Source organism: Xanthomonas sp. LMG 12460 (assembly GCF_009192895.1).
In the GTDB taxonomy this organism is placed as follows: Bacteria; Pseudomonadota; Gammaproteobacteria; order Xanthomonadales; family Xanthomonadaceae; genus Xanthomonas_A; species Xanthomonas_A sontii.
The window spans coordinates 1-21,292 of sequence record NZ_NKUH01000037.1; the positions used below are offsets into that span (position 1 = coordinate 1).

Annotated in this window: 21 protein-coding genes; 8 read left to right on the plus strand and 13 right to left on the minus strand. The window is 68.4% G+C overall.

Going from position 1 to position 21,292, the window contains the following annotated elements; translation table 11 throughout:
* The 12 genes from trpD to CEK66_RS08565 all read right to left on the minus strand — a co-directional run.
* On the minus strand, positions 1-1,104 hold a 1,104-nt coding region (gene trpD / locus CEK66_RS08510), incomplete at its 3' end, for an anthranilate phosphoribosyltransferase (protein ID WP_226978542.1).
* A complete protein-coding gene (locus tag CEK66_RS08515) occupies positions 1,101-1,619 on the minus strand; it encodes a DUF3304 domain-containing protein (RefSeq protein ID WP_152236617.1) in 519 nt (172 codons plus the stop codon). The genes CEK66_RS08515 and trpD, both read right to left, overlap by 4 nt.
* Positions 1,620-1,628: 9 nt before the next feature.
* Positions 1,629-2,267, minus strand: coding sequence for a flavin reductase family protein (locus CEK66_RS08520; RefSeq protein ID WP_152236619.1), 639 nt, complete (start codon positions 2,265-2,267; stop codon positions 1,629-1,631).
* Positions 2,268-2,316: 49 nt separating this feature from the next.
* Entirely contained in the window at positions 2,317-2,895 is a 579-nt protein-coding gene (locus CEK66_RS08525) for an aminodeoxychorismate/anthranilate synthase component II (RefSeq protein ID WP_152236621.1), read from the minus strand.
* A gap of 10 nt (positions 2,896-2,905) precedes the next feature.
* On the minus strand, positions 2,906-3,679 hold the full coding sequence (locus CEK66_RS08530) for an SIMPL domain-containing protein (RefSeq protein WP_152236622.1): 774 nt from the start codon (positions 3,677-3,679) through the stop codon (positions 2,906-2,908).
* Positions 3,680-3,700: 21 nt separating this feature from the next.
* Positions 3,701-4,753 (minus strand): aminotransferase class I/II-fold pyridoxal phosphate-dependent enzyme, encoded by a 1,053-nt coding sequence (locus CEK66_RS08535; protein ID WP_152236623.1) that lies wholly within the window; start codon positions 4,751-4,753, stop codon positions 3,701-3,703.
* Positions 4,750-5,169 carry a hypothetical protein gene (locus CEK66_RS08540; RefSeq protein ID WP_152236624.1) on the minus strand — a complete coding sequence of 140 codons (420 nt, stop codon included), beginning with the start codon at positions 5,167-5,169 and terminating at the stop codon, positions 4,750-4,752. Before CEK66_RS08540 ends, CEK66_RS08535 begins: the two co-directional genes overlap by 4 nt.
* 35 nt (positions 5,170-5,204) lie before the next feature.
* The gene (gene trpE, locus CEK66_RS08545; protein ID WP_026144605.1) at positions 5,205-6,680 is read right to left on the minus strand and encodes an anthranilate synthase component I; all 1,476 of its coding nucleotides are present in this window, start codon (positions 6,678-6,680) and stop codon (positions 5,205-5,207) included.
* Positions 6,681-7,086: 406 nt separating this feature from the next.
* Positions 7,087-8,025 carry a lipid kinase YegS gene (yegS, locus tag CEK66_RS08550; RefSeq protein WP_152236625.1) on the minus strand — a complete coding sequence of 313 codons (939 nt, stop codon included), beginning with the start codon at positions 8,023-8,025 and terminating at the stop codon, positions 7,087-7,089.
* A gap of 217 nt (positions 8,026-8,242) precedes the next feature.
* The gene (locus CEK66_RS08555; RefSeq protein ID WP_017910180.1) at positions 8,243-8,725 is read right to left on the minus strand and encodes a GNAT family N-acetyltransferase; all 483 of its coding nucleotides are present in this window, start codon (positions 8,723-8,725) and stop codon (positions 8,243-8,245) included.
* 1 nt (position 8,726) lies between these two features.
* Entirely contained in the window at positions 8,727-9,395 is a 669-nt protein-coding gene (gene rpe, locus CEK66_RS08560; RefSeq protein WP_152236626.1) for a ribulose-phosphate 3-epimerase, read from the minus strand.
* A gap of 9 nt (positions 9,396-9,404) precedes the next feature.
* A complete protein-coding gene (locus tag CEK66_RS08565; RefSeq protein WP_010341396.1) occupies positions 9,405-9,737 on the minus strand; it encodes a DnaJ domain-containing protein in 333 nt (110 codons plus the stop codon).
* A 142-nt stretch (positions 9,738-9,879) separates the two neighbouring features.
* On the opposite strand from CEK66_RS08565, the gene CEK66_RS08570 reads away from it, so the two are divergent.
* From CEK66_RS08570 to CEK66_RS08595, 5 genes are all read left to right on the plus strand, one after another.
* On the plus strand, positions 9,880-10,806 hold the full coding sequence (locus CEK66_RS08570; protein ID WP_191091472.1) for a phosphoribosylaminoimidazolesuccinocarboxamide synthase: 927 nt from the start codon (positions 9,880-9,882) through the stop codon (positions 10,804-10,806).
* A gap of 329 nt (positions 10,807-11,135) precedes the next feature.
* A complete protein-coding gene (locus CEK66_RS08575) occupies positions 11,136-11,603 on the plus strand; it encodes a hypothetical protein (protein ID WP_150410974.1) in 468 nt (155 codons plus the stop codon).
* 229 nt (positions 11,604-11,832) lie between these two features.
* Complete coding sequence (locus tag CEK66_RS08580; protein ID WP_319019675.1) at positions 11,833-12,399, plus strand: hypothetical protein; 567 nt, start codon at positions 11,833-11,835, stop codon at positions 12,397-12,399.
* A gap of 51 nt (positions 12,400-12,450) precedes the next feature.
* Positions 12,451-14,316, plus strand: a complete 1,866-nt coding sequence (locus CEK66_RS20340; RefSeq protein WP_193312604.1) for a peptidoglycan-binding protein — start codon at positions 12,451-12,453, stop codon at positions 14,314-14,316.
* Between the two features lie 260 nt (positions 14,317-14,576).
* Positions 14,577-15,059 (plus strand): Mpo1-like protein, encoded by a 483-nt coding sequence (locus CEK66_RS08595; RefSeq protein ID WP_152236627.1) that lies wholly within the window; start codon positions 14,577-14,579, stop codon positions 15,057-15,059.
* Positions 15,060-15,152: 93 nt separating this feature from the next.
* On the opposite strand, the gene CEK66_RS08600 is transcribed toward CEK66_RS08595, so the two are convergent.
* Positions 15,153-16,088 carry an NAD-dependent epimerase/dehydratase family protein gene (locus tag CEK66_RS08600; protein ID WP_152236628.1) on the minus strand — a complete coding sequence of 312 codons (936 nt, stop codon included), beginning with the start codon at positions 16,086-16,088 and terminating at the stop codon, positions 15,153-15,155.
* Positions 16,089-16,535: 447 nt separating this feature from the next.
* Here CEK66_RS08600 and CEK66_RS08605 point away from each other — a divergent pair, with 447 nt between their 5' ends.
* From CEK66_RS08605 to CEK66_RS08615, 3 genes are read left to right on the plus strand one after another with little or no spacing between them, the layout of a single operon-like run.
* Complete coding sequence (locus CEK66_RS08605) at positions 16,536-19,367, plus strand: monovalent cation/H+ antiporter subunit A (protein WP_152236629.1); 2,832 nt, start codon at positions 16,536-16,538, stop codon at positions 19,365-19,367.
* Entirely contained in the window at positions 19,367-19,732 is a 366-nt protein-coding gene (locus CEK66_RS08610) for a Na+/H+ antiporter subunit C (protein ID WP_152236631.1), read from the plus strand. The genes CEK66_RS08605 and CEK66_RS08610 overlap by 1 nt, the downstream gene beginning before the upstream one ends.
* Positions 19,729-21,291: a monovalent cation/H+ antiporter subunit D gene (locus CEK66_RS08615; protein WP_152236632.1), complete on the plus strand. Its 1,563-nt coding sequence runs from the start codon at positions 19,729-19,731 to the stop codon at positions 21,289-21,291. The genes CEK66_RS08610 and CEK66_RS08615 overlap by 4 nt, the downstream gene beginning before the upstream one ends.
* The last annotated feature ends 1 nt before the right edge of the window (position 21,292 follow it).

Below are 21,292 nucleotides of genomic sequence, written 5' to 3' on the forward strand. Positions count from 1 at the left end.
GCTCATGCGGTGGGAATCCTGGGGGATGGCCGGATTATCGGCGATGTGGGGTAAAGAAGGGATCGGGCCCCGGGCCCCGACCAGACCCTGCGTACACGCCACATACGCCTCCAGCTTCGCCCGCGCACGCCCATCGGCGATGGCCGCACGGGCCAGGGCGATGCCGGCACCGATGTCAGCGGCCAGGCCGGCCACGTACAGCGCCGCGCCGGCGTTGAAGGCGACGATGTCCAGCGCCGGGCCGGGCACGTTGTCGAGCACCGCGCGCAGCATCGCCATCGATTCGGCGGCGTCGGCGACCTTGAGGTTGCGGCTGGCCGACATGGCGATGCCGAAATCCTCCGGGTGCACCTCGTACTCGCGGACCTGGCCGTCGCGCAGCTCGCCGACCAGGGTGCCGGCGCCGAGCGAGAGTTCGTCCATGTCGTCGCGGCCCCACACCACCAGCGCGCGTTCGGCGCCCAGTTCCTGCAGCACGCGCGCCTGGATGCCGACCAGGTCGGGGTGGAACACGCCCATCAGGATGTTCGGCGCGCCGGCCGGGTTGGTCAGCGGGCCGAGGATGTTGAAGATGGTGCGCACGCCCATCTCGCGCCGCACCGGCGCCACCACCTTCATCGCCGGATGGTGCACGGGCGCGAACATGAAGCCGATGCCGGTGGCCGCCAATGCCTGCGCCACCTGTTCGGGCTGCAGTTCGATCGCCGCGCCCAGCGCCTCCAGCGCATCGGCGCTGCCGGACTTGGAGGAGACGCTGCGGTTGCCGTGCTTGGCGACCTTGGCGCCGGCCGCCGCGGCCACGAACATCGCGCAGGTGGAGATGTTGAAGGTGTGCGAGCCGTCGCCGCCGGTGCCGACGATGTCGACCATGTGGGTGCGGTCGGCAACCGGCACGGTGCGCGAGAACTCGCGCATCACCACCGCCGCGCCGGCGATCTCGCCCACCGTCTCCTTCTTGACCCGCAAGCCGGTGAGGATGGCCGCGGTCATCATCGGCGACACCTCCCCGCGCATGATCTGCCGCATCAGCCCGACCATCTCGTCGTGGAAGATCTCGCGGTGCTCGATGGTGCGTTGCAGGGCTTGTTGGGGGGTGATGGTCATGGGAGAGGAGCTGCTCGTAGCTGGGGAAGAAGTAGATCTTTTCGGGTTTCCCAGGGGCGCTTATCTTCTTCGCTCATGGGGTAAAGAGGGTGTCCAATGCCATATTCCGAAATTACTACCTTGACTTTATGATCTGGATAAAAATGCACTTGAATATCCCCGCCTTGGCTTGGATATTGGGGTAGATCAACAATTGCTTCTTGCGGCGATGGGGGCTGCGAGCCATTTTGCGTGGTGTCATAGGTCCATTGGATCTTGACCTTCATTCCCGGATGCCAACGCCTTGGAATGGACGCACAGCATGAAAATTTCCCGCCCCCTTCCTCGGGCGAAAGGTTGGGTCCACTTGCGCCGTCGACTGTAAATCTCTCGATGCTCCAATCGCTCATGTGATTGTAACCAGTCACAGATGCGGGCAAGCGATCATTGCCGCAACCACTTAATGAGATGCAGGCGACAAGCATGGACAATGAACTCCAGTACTGGATGCGCTTTTTTGTTTTTCTGTTTTGCATGTGATGCGCTCAGCGCGCCTGCGTCGGCCGCGACATGCGCAGGCGCCCTTGCGCCAGCACCTCGAAGTAGTCGGCCGGGCCGCCGGCGCGCAGCAGGGTGGCGACCGCGGCCGGGTCGTAGATGCCGTCGTGCAGGGCGTGCTCGGCGATGTGCACGCCGACCACCTCGCCCAGCACCAGCCAGGTCTGGATCGGCTCGCCGCGTGCGCTCTGCAGCGGCAGCAACTGGCTGAGCCGGCATTCGAAGCTGACCGGGCTGGCGGCCACCCGCGGCGCACCGATCAGGCGCGAGGGCGCGGCGGTCAGGCCGGCCAGCGCGAACTCGTCGACCTCCGGTGCCACCGCGGCGGAACTGGCGTTCATCGCCTCGGCCAGCGGCCGCGTGGCCAGGTTCCAGGTGAACTCGCCCGTGGCCTCGATGTTACGCACGCTGTCCTTCCAGCCGATGCTGGCGAAGCCGACGATCGGCGGGACGTAGTTGAAGGCGTTGAAGAAGCTGTAGGGCGCCAGGTTGGCGATGCCGTCGGCGCCGCGCGAACCGATCCATCCGATCGGCCGCGGCCCCACAATCGCGTTGAACGGGTCGTGCGGCAAGCCGTGGCCGTTGGCCGGTTCGTAGAAATGGAAGGCGTCGGTGCGCTCGTGCATCGGCAGGGTCCGGCAGTGACGGGAAGCGGGCGACACCCGCGCGGCGCGCTCAGCGCTCCAGGAAGTTCTTCAGCAAGGCGTGGCCATGCTCGGTGAGGATGGACTCGGGATGGAACTGCACGCCCTCGACCGGGAACTGGCGATGGCGCAGGCCCATGATCTCCTCCACCGTGCCGTCGTCGTGTTCGGTCCAGGCCGTCACTTCCAGGCAGTCGGGCAGCGTGGCCTTCTCCACCACCAGCGAGTGGTAGCGGGTGGCCTCGTAGCGGTCCGGCAGGCCGGCGAACACGCCGCGGCCTTCGTGACGGATGCGCGAAGTCTTGCCGTGCATGATGGTGCCGGCACGCACCACCTGCCCGCCATAGACCTGGCCGATGCTCTGGTGACCCAGGCACACGCCCAGGATCGGCGTGCGCTGGCCCAGCCGCTCGATCAGTTGCAGCGACACGCCCGCCTCGTTCGGCGTGCACGGCCCCGGCGAGATGACGATGCGCTCGGGCGCCAGGCGCTCGATCTCGTCCACGCTGAGCGCATCGTTGCGCACCACCTTGACCTCGGCGCCGAGCGCCTGCAGGTACTGCACGAGGTTGTAGGTAAAGCTGTCGTAGTTATCCAGCATCAGCAGCATGGCGAAGGACTCATTGCGCGATCAGGAAGACCGCATAGACGTTTTCGGAAAGGGTGAGGGTGCCGGCTTCCAGGGAGTCGACGATCGCGCCAACGTCGCTGGCTGGCGCCGGCGGCTCTGGAGAGGACACAAAGCCGGCGCGGACGTTGCGCACGGCTGGCCAGGTGCCGGCCTGGATGCCATAGGAAAAGCTAGGCGCGACATCGGAGATGGTGTAAAGCCCCTGGATACGAACGCCATAGGCCTTGGCAAGCCCCTCTGCCGAAACACGGGTCTGCTCGGCGGCTTCCCGCTTGAGCTGCATACGTATCTCGTCCTCCTTGCTGTACGAAGTCTGGATTCCAGACAATTCGACCTCACGGCTGGTCTTGAATCCGCTTAGGAACTGGCGCGCATCGTCGAGCGACCGGAACGTGGCACCAATGCTACGCTTGACCTCGGTACCCTCGAACTCCTGAGTTCCCCCTTGCGGCGAGAAGCGATACGAGGGTTGGATCTGCAAAGAGGAGGCTATGATGCTGTCCTGCAAGGCACGATTCCTTTTGAGTGCTGAAAGAATCTGCTCCGCCGATGCCTGGATTCGCTTGCGAGCAAGGTCGGGCTGCATATCCACAGCGCGCAGGTTGATGCGTAGCGAGAACCTGTCCGGCACCACCTCGCGCTGCGCCTCCCCCTTCACCAACAAATGCGGCTGCGACGGCAGGCTGTTGACCTGCGCGCTGGCGACGGCCGGCAAGACCAGCACCGCGGCAAAGGCCCAGGCAACGAGCGTACGGACTTTCATCTTCCTCTCCTTGGCGGAATGTCAGCCGGCCGCACGCGGCGTGCCGGAGTGGATCAGCGCGGCGAAATCCGCGATCAACGTGTCGACCGCATCGGCCTGCGTCGCCCACGAGGTGACGAAGCGGATCACCCAGCGGCCGTCGCCCAGCACCTGCCAGCGCTCGAAGTCGTAGCGCTGTGCCAGTGTCTCGACCGCGGCGGCGGGCAGGATCACGAACAGCTGGTTGGTCGGCGAATCCGAGGCGAACTGCGCACCGGCCGCGGCCAGTCCCTCGCGCAGCCGCGCGGCCATGCGGTTGGCGTGCGCGGCAAGTTCGTAGAACAGTCCGTCCTCGAACAGCGCGGCGAACTGGGTGCCCAGTACCATGCCCTTGGCCAGCAGCGCGCCGCGCTGCTTGAGCAGATAGCGGAAATCCGCTTTCAACACCGGATTGAGGATCACCAGCGCCTCGCCGAGCAAGGCACCATTCTTGGTGCCGCCGATGTAGAACGCGTCGGTCAGCGCGGCGACGTCGGCCATGCGCAGATCGTTGCCCTCGGCGGTGAGCGCGCTGCCGATGCGCGCGCCGTCCAGGAACAGCAGCAGGCCATGCGCGTCGCAGAACGTGCGCAAGGCCTGCAGTTCGTGCTTGCGGTAGATCGTGCCGACCTCGGTGGTGTTGGACACATAGACCAGCCGTGGCTGCACCATGTGCTCGTTGCCGTGCTCGGCCAGCAGCGGCGCGATCCGCTCCGGCGTGAGCCGGCCGTCGGCCGCCTCAACGGTGAGCACCTTGTGCCCGGTGACCTCGATCGCGCCGGTCTCGTGGGTGGCGATGTGGCCGCAGGCCGCGGCGATCACCGCCTGGTGCGGGCGCAGGAACGCGGCGATGGCGGTGAGGTTGGTCTGGGTGCCGCCCACCAGCAGGTGCACGTCGGCGTCGGCGCAGCCGATCTCGGCACGGATCAGCTGCGCGGCGCGCGCGCTGTGCCGGTCCAGGCCATAGCCGGCGTTCTGCTCGACACTGGCGGCGGCCAGCGCGGCCAGCACGCGCGGATGCGCCCCTTCGCTGTAGTCGTTGCGGAAGCTAATCATTTTTCGTAACACTCGCAGCGGCCGCTTATCGCATCAAAGAGCCAGATTCGGTCAAAGTCAGTGCGCCCCATCACTTCGGAGATGAGTCGCCCAAGAGAGTCCATTTCCCACAACCGATGAAAATCCACCACTTGGCCGCTATGTATGACCAAGTCAAGGGAAGTCGACGTGTATTCTTTCCTTGATTTATCGTCAATAACTTTACGGAGCTTTTCAAAGCCAACATGGAGGTTTGTGTATTTGAAGGTCCCTTTCCCGACCTGATGCTCAAGCTCACTATCGGACAGCATCGTCAACTCAAAAAAAGCCTTGCGCCCCGCAATTTCGCATTGAACATCAGGCGCAGGCGGCTCAAATTGCTGGATAGTGCCGGGATCAACAGGCAATCCGGAAGCTCGCACAAACTCTTCAAACACGTCTCGCTCAAATTTGGCCTTCCGCGCCGCGCTCACTAGAGCCCCTTCGCCGCTTCGGCGACCGCGCGGAACAGTGCGCGGCCCTTGTTCATCGTCTCGTCCCACTCGGTCTGCGGATCGGAGTCGTAGACGATGCCGGCGCCGGCCTGCACGTGCAGGCGGCCGTGCTTGATCACCGCGGTGCGGATGGCGATGGCGGTATCGGCGTCGCCGTGCCAGCCGAGGTAGCCGATGCTGCCGGCGTAGACGTTGCGCTTGATCGGCTCCAGCTCGCGGATGACTTCCAGCGCGCGGATCTTCGGCGCGCCGCTGACCGTACCGGCAGGGAAGGTGGCGCGCAGCACGTCGGCGTAGCTGAGGCCGGGCAGCAGGGTGCCGGTGACTTCGCTGACGATATGCATGACGTGGCTGTAGCGCTCGATCACGAAGCGCTCGCCGACCGCGACGCTGCCGGCCTGCGAGACCCGGCCGGCATCGTTGCGGCCCAGGTCGATCAGCATCAGGTGTTCGGCGCGCTCCTTCGGATCGGCCAGCAGTTCCGCCTCCAGCGCCTGGTCCTCTTCGGGGGTCTTGCCGCGCGGGCGGGTGCCGGCGATCGGGCGTACGGTGACCTGGCCGTTCTCCAGCCGCACCAGGATCTCCGGCGAGGAGCCGACCACCTGGGTGTCGCCGACATCGAGGAAATACATGTAGGGCGACGGGTTCAGCGCACGCAGCGCGCGGTACACGTCCACCGGGCGCGCGGTGAACGGCACGCTCAGGCGCTGGCTCAGCACCACCTGGAAGATGTCGCCGGCGCGGATGTAGTCCTTGGACTTCTCCACCGCGGCGATGAAGCCCTCGCGGGTGAACCCGGAGACGAAGTCGCTCTCGTCCAGCACGTCGCGCGCCAGCGGCGCGGGGTAGCCGGCGCCGGGCTGGCGCAACGTCGTGGTGAGCGCATCCAGGCGTGCCTGCGCGCGCTCCCAGGCGTCGGCTTCGGCCGGGTCGGCATGCACGATCAGGTACAGGCGGCCCTTGAGGTTGTCGAAGACCGCCACTTCCTCGGACAGCATCAGCAGGATGTCAGGCGTGTCCAGTTCGTCGCGTGCCACGGCGCCGGCCAGGCGCGGCTCGATATAACCGATGCATTCGAAGCCGAACCAGCCGACCAGGCCGCCGGTGAAGCCGGGCACGCCCGCCAGCTTGGGCACCACATGCTGGGCGCGCAGCGCCTCGACCTCGGCGAAGGGATCGGCGACCTCGCGGCGCTCGATCAGCTCGCCATGGTCGCGCACCTCCAGGGTGTGCCCGCGGAAGGTGTACACGCGGCGCACCGGCAGGCCGATGATCGAGTAGCGCCCGAAGCGTTCGCCGCCTTCGACCGATTCGAACAGATAGGTATGCGGAGCGTCGGCGAGCTTGAGATAGACCGACAGCGGCGTGTCCAGGTCGGACAGCACTTCGCGGACGACGGGGATGCGGGTGTGACCTTCAGCGGCGTAGCGCTGGAACTGCTCGCGGGTAATCAAGACGGCTTTCCTTCCGGGAATCGGTGACAGGGCGGACGACGGCTGCAGGCCACCATCGCCACGCACGGCGAGCGGAAGTGAAGGAAAGCGGGGTCGTCAGACTGGACACGGCGGCTACTTTACCGCAACTGCGGCGACTGGCAACGGTTGCAGGCGCGACCGATCGAGTGCGGTGCGGAAGCGGTCGGCGAGGGCGTCGTGTCGGGACTGAAGTCCCTCCCACAGGAGGCGGCGCATGACTTCGGGCGCGCTGTTCGGCGCGCATCGCACCCATCCGTGATCCGTCGTGTTCGTCCTGCCACGGCGCGACCGAGCGCGGTGTTGCGGAGATCGGTAAGGACAGCGCGTCGGGACTGAAGTCCCTCCCACATGGGCGCCGGCCTTCGGGCTGGCCCTCGACCTGCGGTTAGCGCTCTGGCGCCTGCAGCAGCGGCGAGTCCGGCGGCAGATGCATGCGCAGGCGCCCGGGCACGCAGTCGATGCGGAAGTGGCGCGAGGTTTCCGGCTCGCCGTCCAGGTTCAGGGTCAGCGGCTGCGCCGCTTCGATCCGCAGCCACGGCAGGCGCGCGCGCACCGCCACCCGCTCCAGCGCGGCCTGCTTGCCGGACGTGACCAGGGTGCCCAGGGTCGCGGCGACCTCGCCGGTCAGCTCCGGCACCAGGGTCAGGTCGAGCAGGCCGTCGTCGAGCAGCGCGTCCGGGCACAGCACCTGGCCGCCACCGGCCTGGCGGCCGTTGCCCAGGCCGAGCGCGATGAAATCGCCTTCCCAGGCAAAGTCCGGCCCTTCGAAGCGGGCCCGGATCGGATCGATCCGGCCCAGCCGGCTCATGCCGGTGACCAGGTAGGCCAGCCCGCCGAGCATCTTCTTCAGGCCTTCGTCGGTCTCCACCGTGACCTGGGTGCCGAAGCCGCCGCTGGCGACGTTGGCGCACCAGTGCGGGCCGTGCTCGGCCTCGATGCGCAGCAGGTCGATCGGCAGCGCCGGCGTGCGGGCGATCAGTTCCAGTGCCTCCAGCGGCGGCAGCGGGAGACCGGTCGCGGTGGCGAAATCGTTGGCCGTGCCCAGCGCCACCAGCCCCAGGGCCGGCAGCGCGTCGCCCGGTTCCTGGCGATGCGCCAGCGCCGTGGCGACCTCGCTGAGGGTGCCGTCGCCGCCGGCGGCGACGATGCACGCAGCACCATCGGCCACCGCTTCGGCCACGTAGCGCTCGGCATCGCCCTGCTCCCAGGTCACCCGCACCTGCAGCGCCACGCCGCGCGTACGCATGGCCATGACCGCCTCGCGCAACGCCTCGTCGCCAGCCGACTTGCCGTTGAGGATCAGACGCCAATGCGCTGCAGCCATGCGAACCATCCCGGGGTGAGGCGCCCAGGCTAACGGGCGCGGCATGCGCGATGCGTGAATCCAGGCGGGTGCGCTGTCATACGCACGTCACCGTGCGTCCGGAACATGGAAGGCCATAGCAAGGAAGACGGATGGAGGCAGGATCAGCCTCCGATTTCTCTCCCAGGGGCCGCACCGGCGACGGTGCGGTTCTTTTCTTTTGGCCGTCCGGCGCCGCTCAGCCGGCCGCGAACCTGGCCAGCGCTTCGCCCTGCAGGCGATAGACGGTCCACTCGTCCTGCGCGCGGGCGCCGACCGCTTCGTAGAAGTCGATCGCCGGCTGGTTCCAGTCCAGCACCGACCATTCGAAGCGGCCGCAGCCCTCGGCCACCGCCTGCCGCGCCAGGTGCTGCAGCAGCGCCTTGCCGGCGCCCACGCCGCGGTGCGCCGGGTCCACGTACAGGTCTTCCAGGTACAGGCCGTTGCGGCCGAGCCAGGTGGAGTAGTTGTAGAAGTACACCGCGTAGCCGATCGGCTGGCCGTCGGCCTCGCAGATCAGCGCCTGCGCGCGGGCATCGGCGCCGAACAGGCTGGCGCGCAGGCCGGCCTCGTCGGTCTGCACCGCGTCCTCGGCGCGCTCGTAGCGGGCCAGGTCGCGGATCAGGCGCAGGATCAGCGCCGCATCGTCGGCCACCGCCGGGCGGATGTGCAGCGCCGCCATCTCAGCGCCCCGCCACCGCGGCGCGCATCTGCGTGATCACCTCGGCGTAGTCCGGCGCATTGAAGATGGCCGAGCCGGCGACGAAGGTGTCGGCGCCGGCGGCGGCGATCGCGGCGATGTTGTCCGGCTTGACCCCGCCGTCGATCTCCAGCCGGATCGGCTTGCCGCTGGCGTCGATGCGGGCGCGGATCGCGCGCAGCTTGTCCAGCGCCGAGGGAATGAAGGCCTGGCCGCCGAAGCCCGGGTTGACCGACATCACCAGCACCAGGTCCAGCTCGTCCAGCACCCAGTCGAGGATGTCCACCGGAGTGGCCGGGTTGAGCACCAGGCCGGCCTTGCAGCCGTGCGACTTGATCAGCTGGATGCTGCGGTGCACGTGGCGGCTGGCCTCGGGATGGAAGCTGATGATGCTGGCGCCGGCCTCGGCGAAATCCGGGATCAGCCGGTCCACCGGTTCCACCATCAGGTGCACGTCGATCGGCGCGGTGACGCCGTGCTTGCGCAGCGCCTGGCAGACCATCGGGCCGATGGTGAGGTTCGGCACGTAATGATTGTCCATCACGTCGAAGTGGATCCAGTCGGCGCCGGCGCGCAGCACGGCATCCACTTCCTCGCCGAGGCGGGCGAAATCGGCGGACAGGATGGACGGGGAGATGATGCAGTCGGACATGGCGGGATCTCAGCGCTTGCGCAGGGTGCGGATACGGTCGTAGGCGGTGTTGAGCTGGCTGGCCTTCTTCTCGGCGCGGGCGCGCAGCTCGGGGCTGGCGCTGGCGACCTTGTCGGGGTGGTACTGGGACATCAGCCGGCGATAGGCCAGTTCGATCTCGGCGTCGGTGGCGTCGCGGGTCAGGCCGAGTTCCCGGTAGGGATCCTCGCGCTGGGACAGCTTGAACCAGTCGGCGTCGAAGGCATGCCCGATCAGCAGCCCGATCAACGCGCCCAGCACCGGCGTGGGCCGCAGCAGCAGGGCCCCGGCGATGGCGCCGAGCAGTTTTCCGTACCAGGGCATGGGGCAAGGGCGGGCGCGGCGTCAGGGCCGGCCATTTTACGGCACAGCGAGGCATTCCGGCCGTACACTACGCGGCCCGCCGTCCGCCGCGGGCCCGCCGGGTCCCGGGACGGTCGCCATTGCGAAGTCCGTAGGAGTGCCTGTGTCCACCACGCTGTTGCAATCCGATCTGCCCGGCCTGCCCTTGCGCCACCGCGGCAAAGTCCGCGACGTGTTCGATATTCCCCGCGAGCGCCTGCCGGCCGACGCGCCGCCTGGCGACTACCTGCTGATGGTCGCCACCGACCGCCTCTCCGCCTTCGACGTGGTGCTGCCCGACCCGATCCCGGGCAAGGGCGAGATGCTGTGCCAGGTCTCCAACTTCTGGTTCAAGAAGACCGAGCACCTGATGCCCAACCACCTCACCGGCATCGACGTGGCCGCGGTGCTGCCCGAGGGCGTGGACAAGGCCCTGTACGCCAAGCGCGCGGTGGTGACCCGCAAGCTCAAGCCGGTGCCGGTGGAAGCCATCGCCCGTGGCTACCTGATCGGCAGCGGCTGGAAGGACTACCAGCGCACCGGCAAGGTCAGCGGCATCGAACTGCCCGACGGCCTGCGCCAGGCCGAGAAGCTGGCCGAACCGATCTTCACCCCGTCGACCAAGGCCGCGGTGGGCGATCACGACGAGAACATCGACTTCGACGCCATGGTCAAGACCGTGGGCGCCGAACTGGCCGAGCGCGTGCGCGACGCCACCCTGCGCATCTACCGCTTCGCCGCCGACTTCGCCGCCGAGCGCGGCATCCTGCTGGCCGACACCAAGTTCGAGTTCGGCACCGACGCCGACGGCCGCCTGTACATCATGGACGAGATGCTGACCCCGGACTCCTCGCGCTACTGGCCGGCCGACCAGTACGAGGTCGGGACCAGCCCGCCGAGCTACGACAAGCAGTTCGTGCGCGACTACCTGGAGACGCTGGACTGGGGCAAGACCGCGCCCGGCCCGCGCCTGCCGCAGGAGGTGATCGACCGCACCCGCGCCAAGTACGCCGAGGCGCTGCAGCGGCTGGCGGGGATTTCGGTCGACTGAGTGGATCGTGCGCCGGGCGCCGGCGCGTGAGGGTGGTCGCGGAAGGCGGCCGCCTTGCGGCCCGTGAGGTAATCGCTCCCGCTTCACGAGCAGATGGTCATGGATGTTCCTCGCGAACCAGCTGTGATCCGTCGCGATGTGCTGGTGTTTGATAGCGGGTTGCTCGGGCTACTTTCCGCCCTTGCATTGTCAGTTGTAGCGATGGCGGCAATGCCCCGCCCCGACTTCACGACATGATGATCCTGGTGAACTAAACTCATCCGCCCGCGGGGCGATTGCCCGCCCGACCCGATCAGGAAGATCCGTTGGCTACCGCACGCCCCATTCTGATGTCCCTGGCATTGGCCGCGGCCCTGGTTGCGTGCAAGGCGCAACCGGCTGGCTCCACGGTCACTGCGGCGGCTGGCGCGCCCGCGCAGACCGCACCCGCCGCAGCCGCCGCAGCCGCCCCGCGTTGCCAGGACGCCGATTTCGATGCCTTCCTCAAGCGCTTCAGCGCCGACATCGCGGTCCAGGAGAAGGCGACCGCCAACCCGTTGACGATGATCCACATCGACCCGGACGCGCAGCCGGAACCGGCGCCGGTGACCCGCAACGTGCCCCTGGCCGAGGTCGAATGGCCGGTGATCCCGAACCTGGAGGCAGCCCGCAAGGGCGGGCGCGAGGTCGTGGTGACGCAGAACGCCGAGGGCCGGCAGGTCCTGGTGCGCACGCCCGATACCAGCGACCAGCAGGTCTACCAGTTCGCGCAGAAGCCGTGCTGGACGCTGGTTCGCGTAGACGATCAGGCCGTGTAACCGACGCGCTCTGGCCGCATGGCGCGGGCACTCCCTCAGCCCTCATTTCCTTCACCAAGCTGTATCCCTCCAGCGTTACATTTCCGCGATCCTGCTCGCACGTGAGGTAAAGATGCGTTCGTCCCGTCCTTCCCGCCGCCTCAGCAATCGCGTTGTGTGGCCTGCCGTTTCGGTGTTGCTACTCGCGCTGAGCGCATGCAGCAACGGCCAATCCGCTGCCCCTGCCGCCGTGGCCGCAACCGACCCCGCGCCCGCCAAAGCTCCTCCCGCCGCAGCCCCAGTTGCGGACGCCACGTCGAACGACGAAGTACAGCAACTGCTGCAGTCGAGCGGCGTGCAATGCGAAGACAGCAAGACGGCACGGAACTGCACGGCAGGCAATCTGGACGCGGGCGACTACTACGACGTCGAACTGACCGCAGACTGTGGCGCGCAGGGATTCTTCGCAGGCGTTGCCAACGCCAAGGGCACGCCTGCGCTGAATGTCGTGCCGACCACGGGGAGCCATGCCGCACCGAGGGCCACTTTCTCGCAAGGGCAACTCGTTTGTGTCCAAGGCATCGCCCGCGCCGGCCAAAATCCTATGTACTACTACGTCGTCGCGATTCCGGCAGACAGCGTGGCGCAATGCAAGGGCAATGCGCTATGCCAGCAGTATGGGGACCGCCCGATCCAGTGGTCCTCCCGTGCAAGCGGCGATGCCTGCCATGTCGCCGCGCCGGGTCGCTATGCTGGCAACTGCGCGCAAGGCTGGGTCAGCGCCAGCGCGCTGGACGTGTTTTCAAACGGAATGTAGCAACCGTCCCCACAAGCACGCGTGCTTGTCCATTCGCAAGGAGAGCAAGGTATGTCGGACCCCAAAATCACTCGACTCGTCAGCAGCGTCGGCACCACGCGCACGGTAGAGATGGACGATGGAAGTACCGTCAGCCGATCAGGTGGATCGGTGTCGTGGCGTAACAACAACCCCGGCAACCTCAAGTTCGAGTTCGCTGGCAGCGCAGACAAAACAGCCAACAGCCAGCGTACACGCGAGGAGGCATTGCAGTCAGCGCAGAGCACCTATCGCGGCGTCGTGGGTCTCGACCAATGGGGCAATGCTGTTTTTGAAAGCTACGAGGCGGGCCGTGCTGCCAAGATACAACTGCTGGAGCGACGCTTCGGCAACGACACGGTCGAACAGATGCTGCCGCGCTACTCGAAGGCCGATTACAGCGGCACCACGCATCATCGCGAACAGGCCGCCACCATTTTCACGGAGGGCGACCGCCAAGGCGTGGACCTGCGTAATAAAACGGTTGCGCAGATGAGCGAGCGCGAGCGCGAAGCGCTGGCCGACGGCATCAGGCGCTTTGAGGGTTGGCGAGCGGGCGAGGTCACAGTCCAAACACCCGCTCAGACCACGGCACAGACCGTGGCGCAACCGACGTCCCCAGCTACGCCCGCTGCATCGAGTCCTGCCCCCGCGACATCCGATAGACCCAGCGCGGCGGTCTACAACGAGGCGTACCAGCACTTCTTCAACGAAGGCCGGCACTACGAATACGGTCGTCCGGACCATCCCAGGCCCGGGCGCGACAGCAGCCGCCTGGAGCGCGATGGCGATGGCGACGGTCGCCTTGGCGTGGATTGTTCGGCCTTCGTGTGGCGCGGACTCAAGAACGCCGGCTACGACGTACCGGGCGAGAATGCCGCAGGATTCACCACCGCCAAGCTCTTCAATGGCTCGCAGGTCACACCGTATGCGCGCGAGCATTTCGATGTCACCTCCGCGGCGGAAGCACGCAAACCCAATGGCTCATTGCACCAGGGCGATCTGCTGCTGTTTTCTTCGCCGAAGGGGCAACACATCGGCATCTTCAAGGGGTACGACGAGGCGGGAAACATCCAGTTCATCGGCTCGCAAGGCAGGACCGGACCGGCGGAGGTCACGATTAGCCCAGGCGGCTACTGGGATGGAGGCGGCACCCGCATCGTGGGCGCGTTGACCCCCAAGCCGGAGTTCCAGGTTCGTGCACCATTGCATGGCAATGGCGAAGTTCCTGCACGGCAAGCATGCGCCGCACCTGCAGAAACCCACGGCGCCAAGAGTGTCGCCATGGCCGATGGTCTGCTCAAGCAGGGCGAGCGCGGCAATGAAGTGGAAGCGTTGCAGCGTCAGCTCAACCGCATGGGCGTGCGAGACGCGCAAGGCAAGGCGTTGGCCGAGGATGGACGCTTTGGCGAGCACACCCGCGAGGCGGTCATCGCCTTCCAGAAACAGCGCGGCCTCACCCAGGACGGCATCGTCGGCCGCGACACCCGGGCCGGGCTGGCGGCCGCCGAGCAGGCCCAGAAAGGCCCGCAGCTCGGCGAGCCGGGACATCCGGATACGCCGCTGTACGACAAGATGCGCACGGAGGCCGATCGCGCCGCCAAGCAGGCCGATCCGCAACACGCCAAGCTGTCGAACGAAGCCGTGGCCAACCTCACCCTGCAGGCCAAGCAGGCCGGGATCGACCACCCGGACAAGCTGAAGGAAGTCGGCATGCGTGGTGAAACGGCCTTCGTCGCCGGGACCACGCCGGGCTTCCGTGCGGTGGTGGATCTGCAGCAGCAAGCACCGCCGCTGGAGCAGACCAGCGCGCAGCTGGCCCGCCAGTCCGCGCAGCAGCAGGAGTCGGTGCAGCGGGAGCAGCAGCAGGAGACGAACAAGAGCATGGCGCGCGCCTGAGTACAGGCGTGATGGAGTGATCGCGCCTGTGTGGCGCGATCGCTCTTTTTCCCGGCACTGCGTTCCCCAGCATTACGGCATCTCGCCGCCCTCTGCGCAGCGAGGACGCCAGCCGCAGGCACCGCCAAACGCCATCGCAGGTCGCCGCCGGAGCGCGTGGCCGGCAACCGCACCGCACGACGTCCCTCGCCCCACGCACACCGGTGTCTCCGCATCGCGCCGGCGATGGCGCTATGCTGGAGCGGTTCCTGGGAGGGAAGATGGATACCACCGCCTACGCGCGCCCGATCGACCGCTATTTCGCCAGCTATTCCGACGATCACCGCAATGCCGCCAACCAGCGCATCCACGTGGTCGCGGTGCCGGCGATCCTGTGGTCGGTGGTGGCCCTGCTGTGGTGCATCCCGGTCGGCGGCACCTGGTTCCAGAGCGGGCTGTGGGCGGCGCTGGGCATGTTCGCGGCATGGATGTATTACAACCGCCTGTCGCGCCCGCTGGGCTACGGCATGCTGGCGGCGTTCTTCTTCTGCGGCTGCCTGTGCCGGCTGCTGGAAGCGCACCTGGGCCTGCAGGGGCTGCTGTGGCTGGCGATCGGCGTGTTCGTGGTGGCCTGGATCGCGCAGTTCATCGGACATGCGCTGGAAGGCCACCGCCCCAGCTTCCTCACCGACCTGACCTATCTGCTGATCGGCCCGGCCTGGGTGCTGGCCAAGCTGTACCGGCGCATGCACTGGCGCTACTGAGCGCGGCTGAGACCCCTACCGTGCTTTTTTCCGCACCCATCGCGGTCGCTGCGCGCCGCACGCAGCAGGCTTGACCGTGCGCGCAACACGACATCAGCCCTGCTTCGCCGTCTCCCCGGCCTCCAGGCCCAACATCGCCGCATCCGGGGCGAAGGCGCGCGGCGCGTAGCCGAAATCCTGCTGCGCCGGTTGCAGATCGAATGCCAGGTCCTCGCGCATGCGCTGCAGCGCGGCGCGGTTCATGCCCTGCAGGCGCCCGCAGGCGTGGGCCAGCGTCAGCGCCAACGCGAACGCCGCATGTGGCAGCGATAGCAGCCGCGCCGGCGGCCGCAGCGCGGCCAGCACCCGCCGCACCATCTCACGGTAGCTGAGCGTCTCGCCGCCACCGAGGGCATAGCTGCGCCCGTGCGTGGCCGGGTGCGCCAGCACCGCCAGCGCCGCGTCGGCCAGGTCCTGCACGTGCACCGGCTGGCGCAGGCCGCTGGCGCTGCGCGGCAGCACGAACCAGCCGGTGCGCCGCGCCAGTGCCGCGATCGCGCTGAGGGTGCGGTCGCGGCCGGCGCCGTAAACCAGGGTCGGCCGCAAGACCGTCGCCGCCGCGCCGCGTTCGGCGGCCACCGCGAACACGATGGCTTCGGCCTCGCGCAGGCGCCGGGCGACGTCGCGTTCGGCGGCGTCCAGCGAGTCGCGCTTGACCTCCAGGCTGGTGGAGCCGAAGGCGACCACGCGCGAAGCGGCGACGGGCGCACGCCGATACCAGTCGGCGAAAGCGTCCAGCGGCCCGCAACTGAACACCACCTCCGCCACCACCGGCGGCGCCTGCAGCGCGCTGAGTTCGCCGGCATGCCAGTGCAGGCCGGGGTGCGCCGCGCGCGCCTGCCGGGAGTAGGCGTGCACCTCCCACCCGTCGGCCAGCAGGCGGTGCAGCAGGCGCTCGCCGATCTGGCCGCTGCCGCCGAACACCAGTGCGATGCGCGGTGGCGCGACGGTCGTCGGAGAAGCGGAGGCAGCGGCAAGCGAATCGGTCATCGGCACAGGATAGTGCGTACGCCGCCGTTTGCGTCTGGAATCACGCGGCATCCGCACGCTGCACGGCACGCAACGGCCGGTGGCGGCGGACAAGGCGACGCGTGGCGCGGACACACGTAGCCGCCAACGATCGCCAAGCGCACCGGCGACCTGGCACGGGCCGCACGCACCAGCACCCGGATGGAGAGCGACGCGCTGCAGAACCCGCTCACCCACGGCGATGCTTGCGCCGCACGCAAAGCGCACGCCGCATGGCGCGCATGGCGTGTGGCGTATCGCGCAGCACCAGCGTTCGATCGCTCCCCTCCCACCCGCACTCGCAAGCGCATCACCTGCCCGCCGCTACGCTGTCGGCATGACCGTGCACGCCTTCCGTTCCCGCGCCGGCCACCGCCGTGATGCGCCTGTTACACTCGGGCTCCTGCTCGCGAATCTCGTATTCCCTGCATGATCCCCGCCCTCGACATCCTGCTGGCCCTGCCGTTTCTGATGGCGGCGGCCGTGGTGGCCCTGCGCCACCGCTCGCGCACCACCCTGGCCTGGGCCGCGGCGCTGGCGCCGTTGGCGGGCCTGGCGGTCCTCGGTGCGCTGACGCCTACCGTGCTGGAGGGCGGCATCGTCCGCGCCGACCACGCCTGGCTGCCGCAGATCGGCCTGCAGTTCTCGCTGCGCCTGGACGGGCTGGCCTGGATGTTCGCCGGCCTGGTGCTGGCGATCGGTGCGCTGGTGGTGATGTACGCGCACTACTACCTCAGCGCGCGCGAGAACGCGGCGCGCTTCTACGCCTACCTGCTGCTGTTCATGGGCGCGATGCTGGGCATGGTCATCGCCGGCAACCTGTTGCTGCTGATGGTGTTCTGGGAACTGACCAGCATCAGCTCGTTCCTGCTGATCGGCTTCTGGTCGCACCGGCAGGACGCGCGCGACGGCGCGCGCATGGCGCTGGTGATCACCGGCGGCGGCGGCCTGGCATTGCTGGGCGGCGTGCTGCTGCTCGGGCGCATCGTCGGCAGCTACCAGCTCGACGCGGTGCTCGCCGCTGGCGATTTCATCCGCGCCAGCGCGCTGTATCCGTGGGCGCTGGGGCTGATCCTGCTCGGCATCTTCACCAAGAGCGCGCAGTTTCCGTTCCACTTCTGGCTGCCGCACGCGATGGCCGCGCCCACCCCGGTGTCGGCGTACCTGCACTCGGCGACGATGGTGAAGGCCGGCGTATTCCTGCTGGCGCGGCTGCATCCGGCGCTGGCCGGCAGCGACCTGTTCTTCTACACGGTCAGCGGCATCGGTGCGGTCACGCTGGTCACCGGTGCCTGGTTCGCGATCTTCCAGCACGACCTGAAGGGCCTGCTGGCGTATTCGACGATCTCGCACCTGGGCCTGATCACCATGCTGTTCGGGCTGTCCACGCCGATGGCGGTGGTGGCCGGCGTGTTCCACATCCTCAACCACGCGGTGTTCAAGGCCTCGCTGTTCATGGCCGCCGGCATCATCGACCACGAGACCCACACCCGCGACATGCGCCGGCTCGGCAACCTGCGCCGCTGGATGCCGATCACCAGCGCGCTGGCGATCACCGCCTCGCTGTCGATGGCCGGCATCCCGCTGCTCAACGGTTTTCTGTCCAAGGAGATGTTCTTCGCCGAAGCGCTGGGCGCCGACGGCCCGGCCGCGATGCGGGTGTTCACCGCGACTTCGGCGTTGCTGGCCGGCGTGTTCGGCGTGGCCTACAGCCTGCGCTTCGTCTATGAGACCTTCTTCGGCCGCGGCCCGCGCGACCTGGACACGATGCCGCACGAGCCGCCGCGCTGGATGAAGATTCCGGTGGAGATCCTGGTGCTGGTGTGCGTGGCGGTCGGCATCGTGCCGGCGCTGACCGTGGCGCCGGTGCTGCGCGCCGCCGCCGGCGCGATCCTCGGCGACGCCCTGCCCGACTACAGCCTGGCGGTGTGGCATGGCTGGAACGCGCCGCTGGCGATGAGCATCGCCGGCGTGGTCGGCGGCGTGGCGCTGTATTTCGGGCTGCGCCGGCTGACCGCGCTGTACACCGAGGTGCGCCGCTCGCTGGGCAAGCGCGTGTTCCACTGGCACGTGCAGACCCTGTTCGGCGTGGCCGCACGCTTCACCCGCCTGCTCGCCAACGGCCGCCTGCAGCGCAGCCTGCGCTGGCTGGTGCTGGCCGCGGTGGTCGTCGTGGCCGCGCCGCTGCTGCACGCGCCGCCGCTGTGGCAGCAGTGGCCGGCGCCGCAGGGCATGCCGTTGCTGGGCTGGGGCCTGTGGCTGCTGATCCTCAGTTGCGCGCTGTCCACGCTGTTCCTGTACCGGCAGCGGCTGCTGGCGGTGCTGGTGCTGGGCGGCAGCGGGCTGGGCGTGAGCCTGGTGTTCGTGTTCCTGTCGGCGCCGGACCTGGCCCTGACCCAGCTGCTGGTGGAGATGGTGACCCTGGTGCTGATGCTGCTGGGCATGAACTACCTGCCCAAGGCCTCGCCGCCGGAACCGCGGCGCTGGCGGCGCTGGCGCGATGCGGCCCTGGCCATCGTCGCCGGCGGCGGCATGGCGCTGCTGGCGTATTCGGTGATGACCCGGCCGGCGACGACGATGGCCGGCGAACTGCTGCAGCGCGCGCTGCCCGAAGCCTACGGCCGCAACGTGGTCAACGTGATTCTGGTGGACTTCCGCGGCTTCGATACCTTCGGCGAGATCACCGTGTTCGGCATCGCCGCGCTGGTGGTGCATGCGCTGCTGCGGCGCGCGCGGATGGCGCCGGAGAAGGTGATGCCGGGGCCGCCGATCAAGCTGCCGGTGCCGGCCGACCTGGCGCAGCTGATGTTCCCGCTGACCCTGACCGTGTCGATCTTCCTGTTCCTGCGCGGCCACAACGCGCCCGGCGGCGGCTTCATCGCCGGACTGGTGCTGGCGGTGCCGCTGCTGATGCAGTACGTGATCCAGGGCGCGGCCTCGGTGGAGTCGCGCTTCGGCTTCGACTACATCCGCTGCATCGGCCTGGGCCTGCTGCTGGCCACGTTCGGCGGCATGGCCTCGATGCTGTTCGGGGTGCCGTTCCTGACCAGCGGCCATCTGGATCTGCAGTTGCCGCTGATCGGCAGCGTCCCGCTGGCCAGTGCGCTGGTCTTCGATACCGGCGTGTACCTGGTGGTGTTCGGCGGGACCATGCTGACCCTGTCGATGATGGGCACGATCAAGCCCTCGCGCACCCGCGACTCGCAGCGCGGGCAGATCGATCCGGCGCGCCGCTCGGCCATCACCGGGGAGATGCACTGATGGAATTGGCACTGGCGAGCGCGATCGGGGTGCTGACCGCGGTGGGCGTGTACCTGCTGCTGCGCGCGCGCAGCTTCGACGTGATCCTGGGCATGACCGTGCTGTCCTACGCCACCAACCTGCTGATCTTCGCCGGCGGCCGGCTGGTGCAGGGCAAGGCGCCGGTGCTGCGCGACGGCATCGCCCCGACCCTGGCCGAGCACGCCGATCCGCTGCCGCAGGCGCTGGTGCTGACCGCGATCGTGATCGCCTTCGCGATGACCGCGGTGAGCATCGTGCTGGCGATGCGCAGCCGCGGCGACAACCACAGCGACCACGTCGATGCGCGCCCGGACCCCGACCCCACCGACGGGGAGGCGCCATGACCCATCTGCTGATCCTGCCGATCCTGATCCCCTTGCTCGGCGCGGCGCTGTCGCTGTTCGCCGAGCACCGCCGCTACGGCCGCAAGGTGCGCCGCGCGGTGGCGTGGACCGCGATGACGGCGCTGGCCGCGGCGGTGCTGGCGCTGTGCGTGCAGGTGAGCGACGGCCAGGTCCATGCCTACCTGCTCGGCGACTGGCCCTCGCGGCTGGGCATCGTGCTGATGGCCGACCGCCTGTCAGCATGGATGCTGGCGACCACCACCCTGCTCGCCGGCGCCTGCCTGCTGCACGCCTGCGCCGGCTGGGACCGGCGCGCGCCGCATTTCCATGCGCTGTTCCAGTTCCAGCTGGTCGGTCTCAACGGCGCGTTCCTGACCGGCGACGTGTTCAACCTGTTCGTGTTCTTCGAAGTGATGCTGATCGCCTCCTACGGCCTGCTGCTCAGCGGCGGGCGTGGCCTGCGCCTGCGCGTGGGCTTCCACTATGTGGTGTTCAACGTCACCTCCTCCACCGTGTTCCTGATCGCGCTGGGCCTGCTGTACGCGCTGCTCGGTTCGTTGAACATGGCCGAGCTGTCGCAGCGCGTGGCGCAGGCGCCGCCGCAGAACGTGGCGCTGATCAAGGCCGCGTTCGGCCTGTTGCTGCTGGTGTTCTGCGCCAAGGCCGCGCTGCTGCCGCTGTACCTGTGGCTGCCGGAAACCTATGCGCGCGCGCCGGCGGCGGTGGCGGCGCTGTTCGTGATCATGACCAAGGTCGGCCTGTACGCGGTGCTGCGGGTGAGCACGCTGATCCTCGGCAGCCAGGCACAGGCGCTGGACGGCTATGGCCGCGACTGGCTGCTGTGGCTGGGCCTGGCGACGCTGCTGCTGGCCGCGCTGGGCGTGCTGGCGGCGGTGCGCCTGCGGGTGCTGATCGGCTACCTGGTGATCGTGTCGGCGGCGACGCTGTTCGTGGCCTTCGCGCTGGACTCAACCGGCACGCTCGGCGCCGGGCTGTATTACCTGGCGCACAGCAGCTTCGTCGCCGCGGCGCTGTTCATGATCGCCGACCTGATCCGGCGTCGCCGCGGCGGCGCCAGCGACCGCAAGGAGATCATCGCGCCGCTGCCGGGCAAGACCGTGCCCGGCGTGCTGTTCCTGATCGCGGCGATCTCGGTGGCCGGGCTGCCGCCGCTGTCCGGCTTCCTGGCCAAGGTGGCGATCCTGAGCGCGACGCCGGGCGGGCTGACCGCGCCGGTGTGGGCCGCGGTGCTGCTCAGCAGCCTGATGGTGATCATGGGCCTGACCCGTGGCGGCGTGCGCCTGTTCTGGCGCGTGCCCGGCGACCAGGACACGGCCGAGGACGGCACCGTGGAATTGCCGCGCCCGGCGCCGCGCAAGGCGCCGGCACGGCCGCTGGAAACCGCCGCCACCGTGCTGCTGCTCGGCTACGGCGTGGCGATGACCGTGGCCGCCGGGCCGCTGCTGCGCTACAGCGAGGCCGCCGCCGCACAACTGCTGCGCCCGGCCGACTACACCACCCAGCTGCGCGGCACCGCGCCGATCCTGCGGGAGCCCTGAC